A 6,061-nucleotide genomic window follows, 5' to 3' on the forward strand; every position below is an offset into this window, starting at 1 on the left:
CGGGTGAAGCCGACCACGCCGAACTTCGCCGCGCAGTAGGCGGTGGCGTCGGAGACGGCCTTGATCCCCAACGTCGACGCCACCGTCACCACCGTGCCGTGCGAGCGCTCCAGGCGCGGCAGGGCGGCCCGGACCACGGCGGCGGTGCCGAGCAGGTTGATGGTGACGATGCGGTCCCACGTCGCGCCGTCGACGTCGGCGAGCTTGCCGGGCACGTCCATCCCGGCGGCCGTGACCAGCCCGGTCAGCCCACCGGCCTGCTCGGCGAGTCGCCGGGTGGCATCCTCGGCGGCCCGGGTGTCGGCCAGGTCGCACTCCACCCACGGCACCCCGTCGGCCGGCGCCTGCCGGTCCAGCACGTACGGCCGCCCGCCGGCCTTGGTCACCGCGGTCACCACCGCCGCGCCGAGCCCGCTCGACCCGCCCGTGACCAGTACCGCCTTACCGTTCAGATCCCTGCTCATCGTGCTCCCTTGACCAGTCGGGCGCCGCGCGACCGCGCGGCGGTGATGGTGGCGGTGGTGGACCGGCCCGCCAGATAGGGCACGGTCACCACCCGGCCGCCCCAGCCGCGGACCAGCTCGGCCTCAGGCAGTTCGGGGGCGCCGTCGCCGGCGTAGTCGCCGCCCTTGACCCAGACGTCCGGACGTAGCCGGGCCAGCGCCGTCTCCGGGGTGGCCTCGTCGAAGACCAGCACCGCGTCGACGCAGTCCAGCGCGGTCAGCAGCCGCGCCCGGTCCGCCTCCGGGTTGACCGGGCGCTCCGGGCCCTTGAGGGCCCGGACGCTGCGGTCGGAGTTGAGGCAGACCACCAGGCAGTCGCCGAGCCGTCGGGCCGCCTGGAGGGTGGCGACGTGACCGGCGTGCAGGATGTCGAAGCAGCCGCCGGTGGCGACCACGGTGCCGCCGTCGGCCCGTACCCGCGCCACCAGCTCCTCGGCGGCGGCCGGCCGCCGCGCGGTGGCCGGCTCGCGGTCGCCCCGGGCCAGCCCGGCGGCCCCGCCGGCGGCCACGTACGCCGACGCGGCGGCGACCGCCTCCTGCACCGCCTCGGAGGTGAGCGCACCGGCGGCGAGGGCGGTGGCGGCGGTGGCGGCGAAGCGGTCCCCGGCGCCGCAGGTGTCCACCACGTGGTCCACGTCGGACTCCGGCGGCACCACCAGCGGGGTGCCGCCGGAGTGGCAGAGCACCGCCCCGTCGCCGCCCATGGTCACCGCGACCGCGCCGACCCGCCACCGCCGGCGCAGTTCGTGCCCGGCGCGGGTGGCGGTGGAGAGCGGCGAGCCGGCGCCGGCGTCGCCGGTGAGCTGGCGCAGCTCGGCGAGGTTCGGGGTGGTCAGCCGGACGCCCGGGACCGCCACCGGTCCCTTCGGGTGCGGGTCCCAGACCACCGGCGCGCCGGCGGCGGCGAGCGCGGCCCGCAGCGCCGGCTGCCGCAGCAGCCCGCGGCCGTAGTCACTGACCAGAATGGCGCCGGCCGAGGCGAGCGCCTCCAGCGCCGCCTCCGGCGGCTCACCGGGTGTCGACGGGGCCCCGCCCCGGTCCAGCCGCAGCAGGGTCTGCCCGCCGGCGCGGAGCCGGATCTTCTCCGGAGTGGCCCCGGTGAGTCGGAGCGGGCAGAGGCGCACCCCGGCCCGGGTGAGCAGCTCGGCGATCCGGGCGCCGGCGGCGTCGTCGGCGAGCGCCGTCACCAGTACGACCTCCGTGCCCTGGGCGGCGGCGAGCAGCGCGGCCAGCCCGGCGCCGCCGGGCCGGTCGGTGGCGCGGCGCTCGTCGAGCACCGGTACGGGCGCGTCGGGACAGATCCGGTCGACCGTGCCCTCGACGTCCCGGTCCAGCAGGGCGTCGCCCACGACCACCAGCGGCCCGCTCACGACGGGCACCCCCGCCGGCTCGGCCCGTGCCCGTTCGCACCGGCGCCGTTGGCGCCGTGTCCGTTGGCCCCGGAGCCGTTGGCGGCGTGTCCCTTCGGGCCGTGTCCGTTCGCGCCGCCTGCGGGGGAGCCGCCCCCGTTCAGGCCGTGGGCCGTCCCGCCGGACCCGGCGCCGACCGCCCCCGCCAACGCCCGGTCCGCCGGGGCGTTGGGCAGCCGCCTGGTGAGGGCGATGGTCCGCGGCCTGGGCGCCGTCGCACCCGGCAGCCGGCGCACCAGCGGCAGCGCCTCGTCGACGTACTCGCAGAGCAGGTGCAGGGAGACCAGGTGCAGCTCCTGCACCACCTGGCTGTCGGGCGAGGGGACCGCCAGCACGTCGTCGCAGACCCCGGCGAGCGGATTCGGCGGCGGACCGGTGAAGGCCCAGCAGCGCAGCCCGGCCTCCCGACCGGCCCGGGCGGCGGCGAGCAGGTTCGGGCTGGTGCCGCTGGTGGACATCAGCAGCAGGATGTCGCCCTGCCGGCCGTGGGCGCGGACCTGGCGGGCGAAGATCTCGTCGTAGCCGTAGTCGTTGCCGATGGCGGTCAGCGCGGAGGTCTCGGCGTGCAGTGCGATCGCGGAGTACGGTTCCCGGTCGTCGCGCAGCTTGCCGACGAGTTCGGCGGTGAGGTGCTGTGCCTCGGCGGCGCTGCCGCCGTTGCCGGCGACGAGTAACCGGCCACCGCCGGAGAGCGTCCAGGCCAGTTCGGTGCCCCACCCGGCCAGGCGCTCGGCGACCCGCCGGTACGGCAGCAGGGCGGCGGCCAACCCGGACAGGTGCACGTCGAGCGGGGACATCTGCTCACCCATCAGGCCACCGCCGGTGCGACGCGCCCGGCGGTGCTCACCGCCGCGTAGACCGCGCTCAACTGCTCCGCGCAGCGCTTCCAGGAGTACCGGCTGCGGATCCGGTCCAGCGCCGCCGTGCCGTACGCGAAGAGACGGACCCGGTCGGCGAGCAGCCGGCGGATCGCGGTGCCCAGCGCGCGCGGGTCACGCGGTGGCACCAGGTCGCCGGTGAGCCCGTCGACGACGGTGTCGGCGATCCCGCCCACGTCCGTGCCGACCACCGGGAGACCGCAGGCCATCCCCTCCAGCGGGGTCAGCCCGAACGGCTCGTACCAGGGGGCGGCGACCAGCACGTCCGCCGAGCGGTACCAGGCGCCCATTTCCTCCCGGGGGACCGCGCCGACCAGCTTGACCCGGTCGGCGACCCCGCACGACTCGGCGAGCGCCCGCAGCCGGCGGGCGAAGGCGTCGGCCGGCAGCAGCTCCGCCGGGGGTCCCCCGACCACCACGCACTCGGCCTCCGGCACGGCGGACAACGCCCGGACGACGTCCTGGAAACCCTTGCGCTCGACCATCCGGCCGACCGTGATGATCCGCTGGCGGGCCGGGTCGCGCGGGGCGGCCGGCCCGTCGGGGCGGAACATCTCCTGGTTGACCCCGGACGGGACCAGCGTCATGTTCGACCTCGGCACGCCCAGGCGGACCAGCTCACCGATCTCGTCCTGGCACTGGACGATCACCCGGTCGGCGGCCCGCCCCAACGCGCGTTCGTAGCCGGTCCGGCCCGGTGGACTGGTGTCCCGGGCACCCTGGTGGCGTCGCTTCACCGAGCCCAGCGCGTGGTACGTCAGGACCACCGGGACGTTGGTGCGGCGGCCGGCGTGCAGGGTGGCCAGCCCGCTCATCCAGAAGTGGGCGTGTGCCACGTCCGGTCGCCACCGGCCGTGGCTCCACTGTTCGGCCATCCAGCGGCCGAACTCGCCCATGTACGGCAGCAGCTCGTCCTTCGGCACCCGCAGCGCGGGACCGGCGGGCACGTGCAGCACCTGGTAGCCGGCGGAGGCGGCCACCACGTCCGGCAGGTCGGAGGAGTCCCGGCGGGTGTAGACGCGCACGTCGTGTCCCTCACCGGCCAGGGCCGCCGCCAGTTCGGCGACGTGGGTGTTCTGCCCGCCGGCGTCCTCCTCCCCGAGGACGGCGAGGGGGCTGGCGTGCTCCGAGATCATCGCGATGCGCATGTTTCCTCCTCCACAATCCGGTCCCAGTCGGCGAGGAACCGGTCGAGCCCGAAGCGTTCCTTCGTCACCTCCCGCGCCCGCGCACCGAGCCGGTACGCGGCGTCGCGGTCCTCCGCGAGCCACCGCGCCGCCTCGACGAGCGTGTCCACCCGGGTGGCGAGCACCCCCGCGTCGGGCGGCACCGCGTCCACGGCCTCGGTGGTGGCCAGCGCGACGACCGGCATGCCGATCGTCATCGCCTCGATCAGGCTCAGCCCGAGCGAGGTCCAACGGCACAGGTGCAGGTACGCCCGCCGCCGGGCGAGCTCGGCGTGCATGACCCCCTGTGGCAGGTCGTCGTGGCTGGCGACCCGCTCCTCGGGCAGGCCGAGCCGCTGGGCCAGCCCGGTCACCCCCATGCCGAAGACGTCCAGCGGGGCGACGTCGGCGAAGCGGGGCATCAGGTCGGTGCCGGTGACCCGCCAGCGCCGGATCGGCTCGTTGGTCACCGCGGCCAACCGGTCCAGCTCCCCGGTCCACTCGACGGCGGGCGGGACGATGCCGTGCTCGACGACGGCGGTGCGGGTGCCACCGTTGTCCCAGAAGAGTTCGTTGAAGTGGGTGACGTGGGTGAGCAGCAGGTCGTCCCGGTCGGCCATCGGGTGCCGGGTGTTCGGCACGTCGCCCTTGGGGGTGTTGTGCTCGACGTAGACCGCCGGCACGTCCCGGCCGGGTCGGCGACGCAGCCACCGCTCGGCCAGTTCCAGCTCCTCGGGCCGTTGCAGGAGCACCAGGTCCACGTCCGCGCCGGCCAGCTCCTCCGGGGTCACCTCGACGGCGCTCTCCGGCCAGGGGTAGGTGCGGGCCCGGCCGAGCCCGTACGGCCCCCGGTCGGGGGTGACCGGCACCAGGTAGCGGTGCCGTCCGTGCACGAAGGACGTGGTCCAGGAGCCGTGCACGTGCCAGAGCAGGACGTTCATGACCCTCCTTCAGCTCGGGGAGTTCTTCCGGTGGTGAGCAGGCGGACCGCGGCGACGACCTCGTCCGGGTCGACCTGCGTCAGGCAGGGGTGGCCGGCCGTCGGGCAGCGGGTGGCGCGGCTGCCCCGGCAGGGCGCGTCGGCGTCGCCGAGGCGGAGCAGCGGCACCCGGTACGGTGCCCACTGGCCGAAGGGAACGGTGGGGGCGAAGAGGCTGACCACGGGGACACCGACGGCGGCGGCGAGGTGGGCGGGGCCGGTGTTGCCGACCACCACGCAGCTCGCGCCGGCGAGGACGCCGGCCAGCTCCGCCAGCCCGGTGCGCCCGCCGAGATCGGTGCCGCCGTGGGCGGCGACCCGGGAGGTCAGCGCGGTCTCGGCCGGCCCCCCGGTGACCACTACCCGATAGCCGGCCGCGGTAAGCCTGGCGACGATCTCGGCGCAGCGCTCCGGCGGGCAGGCCCGGGCCGGCACCGACGCGCCGGGGTGCACCACCACGTAGGGCTCGTCGGGGACGGCGACGGGCGGCACGTCGACCCGGAGCCGGTGGTCGTCGTCGGGCAGCCCGAACCCGGCCGCCGCGGCGAGGGAGAGGGCCCGCTCCGGTTCCGGCACGCCGGTGGGCACCCGGTGCCGGACGTCGAGCAGCGAGCCGGGGTAGTCGTCGCTGATCGCGCTGATCCGCGCCACACCGGCCGTCCGCAGCAGCAACGCGAGCGGCAGCGCGGACTGGTGGAAGGAGGTGAAGATGACGGCCTCGTCGGCGCCGACGGTGGCGAGCCGGTCGGTGAGGCGGCGGATGTCGTCCGGGTCGACCGGGGCGGGGTCCCCGTCGATCCAGGGCAGTGGCCACTCGATCAGCTCGTCCACTCCGGGCAGCAGCGCGGCGGCGCCGCGCCCCCGGGGGCCGTGCAGCAGGACGACCCGCTCCGCCCCGGCGGCGACGGCGCGGATCGCCGGCCCGGTGACGAGCACGTCCCCGGCGGAGTCGCTGCGGACCACCAGGACGGTGCCGGCGCGGCGCGGCGCGGCCGGCCGGACGGCGGCCATCCGGCGCAGGATCTCGTCGACCGCGGTGGGCAGGTCGGGGGCGACGTGCGGGGCGGCGGACACCTCCTCGGGCCGGGTGACCGGGGTGGGCACCAGGATGCCGGTGGCGCCGGCG

Annotated in this window: 5 protein-coding genes and 1 pseudogene; all 6 read right to left on the reverse strand. The window is 76.5% G+C overall.

What is annotated here, in order from left to right; translation table 11 throughout:
- Positions 1-464: SDR family NAD(P)-dependent oxidoreductase (locus tag AC5L3Z_RS29385; protein WP_494846616.1), on the reverse strand; the 464-nt coding region annotated here is incomplete at its 3' end.
- On the reverse strand, positions 461-1,873 hold the full coding sequence (locus AC5L3Z_RS29390; protein ID WP_494846618.1) for a PfkB family carbohydrate kinase: 1,413 nt from the start codon (positions 1,871-1,873) through the stop codon (positions 461-463). The genes AC5L3Z_RS29385 and AC5L3Z_RS29390, both read right to left, overlap by 4 nt.
- Positions 1,874-2,147: 274 nt before the next feature.
- A pseudogene (locus AC5L3Z_RS29395) lies at positions 2,148-2,721 on the reverse strand (D-sedoheptulose-7-phosphate isomerase); the annotation flags it as partial.
- Positions 2,721-3,938 (reverse strand): glycosyltransferase, encoded by a 1,218-nt coding sequence (locus AC5L3Z_RS29400; RefSeq protein WP_494846620.1) that lies wholly within the window; start codon positions 3,936-3,938, stop codon positions 2,721-2,723. The gene AC5L3Z_RS29400 and the pseudogene AC5L3Z_RS29395, both read right to left, overlap by 1 nt.
- Positions 3,923-4,897: a glycosyltransferase gene (locus tag AC5L3Z_RS29405; RefSeq protein ID WP_494846622.1), complete on the reverse strand. Its 975-nt coding sequence runs from the start codon at positions 4,895-4,897 to the stop codon at positions 3,923-3,925. Before AC5L3Z_RS29405 ends, AC5L3Z_RS29400 begins: the two co-directional genes overlap by 16 nt.
- On the reverse strand, positions 4,894-6,061 hold a 1,168-nt coding region (locus AC5L3Z_RS29410; RefSeq protein ID WP_494846623.1), incomplete at its 5' end, for a glycosyltransferase family 9 protein. The genes AC5L3Z_RS29405 and AC5L3Z_RS29410, both read right to left, overlap by 4 nt.

This window comes from Micromonospora sp. LZ37, from assembly GCF_059359015.1.